At 58.7% G+C, this 2,166-nt stretch carries 4 protein-coding genes; 2 read left to right on the top strand and 2 right to left on the bottom strand.

All coding sequences use genetic code 11. The features are described 5' to 3' along the window. Positions 1-113: 113 nt before the first annotated feature. On the bottom strand, positions 114-230 hold the full coding sequence (locus NW835_RS11325; RefSeq protein ID WP_011431538.1) for a photosystem II reaction center protein I: 117 nt from the start codon (positions 228-230) through the stop codon (positions 114-116). 265 nt (positions 231-495) lie between these two features. Between NW835_RS11325 and NW835_RS11330 the strand changes: the two genes are divergently transcribed. Together NW835_RS11330 and hemB are read left to right on the top strand one after the other, a co-directional pair. After that, the gene (locus NW835_RS11330; protein WP_414415326.1) at positions 496-744 is read left to right on the top strand and encodes a hypothetical protein; all 249 of its coding nucleotides are present in this window, start codon (positions 496-498) and stop codon (positions 742-744) included. A 24-nt stretch (positions 745-768) separates the two neighbouring features. Beyond that, positions 769-1,758, top strand: coding sequence for a porphobilinogen synthase (hemB, locus tag NW835_RS11335; RefSeq protein WP_414415327.1), 990 nt, complete (start codon positions 769-771; stop codon positions 1,756-1,758). Between the two features lie 9 nt (positions 1,759-1,767). Here hemB and NW835_RS11340 read toward each other — a convergent pair. Next, the coding region (locus NW835_RS11340; RefSeq protein ID WP_414415328.1) for a hypothetical protein at positions 1,768-2,166 on the bottom strand (399 nt) is incomplete at its 5' end.

Raw genomic sequence — 2,166 nt, forward strand, 5'->3', positions numbered from 1 at the left:
AGGCAAGCTAAGTCGCTGCTTTGGGTTGAGAGCCAAGCGAAAGCAGAGGGTGCATCAAGCACCCCCTTAAGGCGTTAGCCATGCTCACCAGGAACGCCCAAGCGCGGGATCCCTCATTCCATGTCCCGACGGTTGGGGTTGCGGGCAGGGTCGTTGCTCAAGAAACCAAAGACAAACAGTCCCACAAAAAAGATTACCACCGCGTAAACAGAGATTTTCAGTAACAGCATAGTTTCAGCAACCCGTTTCCAAGTGGATGAAGCGAACAAGCAACAAGGCAATGGTAGAGCAAAGACAGACTGCCACAGAGACGGGATCCCGTCAAACCTGAGGCTCAGCAAAAGTTCTTCACAAGATCATACCCCCCAGCAGCTCGTTATTCCCGCCCTTGGCCGCGATTTGTCCCGAAAACGCCTCGGACACTTGCCGGAAAAGGGCCGCAAAGCTCGGCCAGATAAGGATCCCTGGCAAGGGGCAAAATTGTTAAGAAATGTTTTGAAGCGAAAAGCAACATCGCGCTCCCTTAGCGACAGGGGTGTAACGCGGGCCAGATTTACAGCCGAGCTGGCGGGCAGTGGGCAGCGCTGCCTTGACCAAGCCCATTGGCCAGAACTGACGGTTCTGGTGCTCTATACCTCCGCCGATATCGTTGTCAATCCTACCGGCGCCGTGGAGCTTGCCCGCTGGCTGCCTCAGGGAGAGATCCACGATAACTCAGCCCCTAGCGACCTCATGGCAAAATAGAGACGCCCTCTTTCTCCTGCTCCTATGAGCCAAGATCTGATCTACCGTCCCCGCCGGCTGCGGCGCACCGAGGCCCTTCGCCAACTGGTTCAGGAAACCCACCTGCGGGTGCAGGATCTCATCTACCCCCTGTTTGTTATGGAAGGGGAGAACCAGCGGCAAGAGGTGGAGTCGATGCCCGGCTGCTACCGCTACACCCTGGATCTGCTCTTGAAGGAAGTGGAGGAGGCGGCCAACTTGGGGATCCCGGCTGTGGCCCTCTTCCCGGTGGTACCCGAAGAAAAGAAAGACCCCACGGGGCGGGAGTCCTTTAACCCAGAAGGGTTGATCCAGCGGGCGGTGCGGCGGATCAAGCAGGAGATCCCCGAAATCCTGGTGGTGACGGACGTAGCCTTGGATCCTTACAACAGTGACGGCCACGATGGCATTGTGCGGGATGGGGTGATCCTCAACGACGAGACGGTGGAGGTGTTGGTCAAGCAGGCCCTCTCCCAAGCAGAGGCGGGAACCGACGTTGTTGCCCCCTCTGATATGATGGACGGTCGCGTCGGCGCCATTCGCGAAGCCCTAGACGAGCAGGGCTATACCGAGGTGGCCATCCTGGCCTACTCCGCCAAGTATGCCTCTGCCTTCTACGGCCCCTTCCGCGATGCCCTGGGATCTGCGCCCAAGTGGGGGGACAAGAAAACCTATCAGATGGATCCCGCCAACGCCCGCGAGGCCCTCAGGGAGGTGGAGCTGGACGAGGCCGAAGGGGCCGATATGGTGATGGTGAAGCCGGCCTTGGCCTACCTGGACATCATCTATCGGGTCAAGGAAGCGACGGATCTGCCCGTGGCCGCCTACAACGTGAGCGGCGAATACGCCATGATTAAGGCTGCCGAGCAAAAGGGCTGGATCGACGGCAAGAAAGTGATGATGGAATCGCTCTTGGCTATGAAGCGGGCCGGCGCTGACATGATCCTCACCTACTTTGCCAAAGAGGTGGCCTTGCTCTTGAAGCAGTCCTACTAGCTAGGTCAGCTACGGTCTCCCAAGCGGCTGGGGAGATTGTCCGATCCAGGCAGGGGAAACATTCTTCTCCTCGTCGGCCACCAGGCTACTGGGATCCACCAGGCGCACCTGGATTTGATCGGGCGGCACGCGGTTGAGACGTTCTTTGATCAGAGCCTGTCGTTGAAGGGGATCCATGCCGCGATCCACTTCTTCCTGCAGCCGAGAAAGCCGGGTTGAGAGAATTTCGATGTGATGCTCCAAAACCTGCAGGCGGTGGTGCTGGGCCAACTGTACTGGCAAGAGACGATACAGGCCGCCGAGGGCAGCCGCGGTAAAGAGGAAGTTTACCCCGATGCGACAGACCACTTCCCAGGTTTGCGGCTCTGGCACCGGCCGTCTCCGCAGATAGGACAAGCTTCTGGAGCG

Origin of the sequence: Synechococcus sp. OH2 (assembly GCF_047462155.1) — a bacterium.
GTDB lineage: Bacteria > Cyanobacteriota > Cyanobacteriia > Thermostichales > Thermostichaceae > Thermostichus.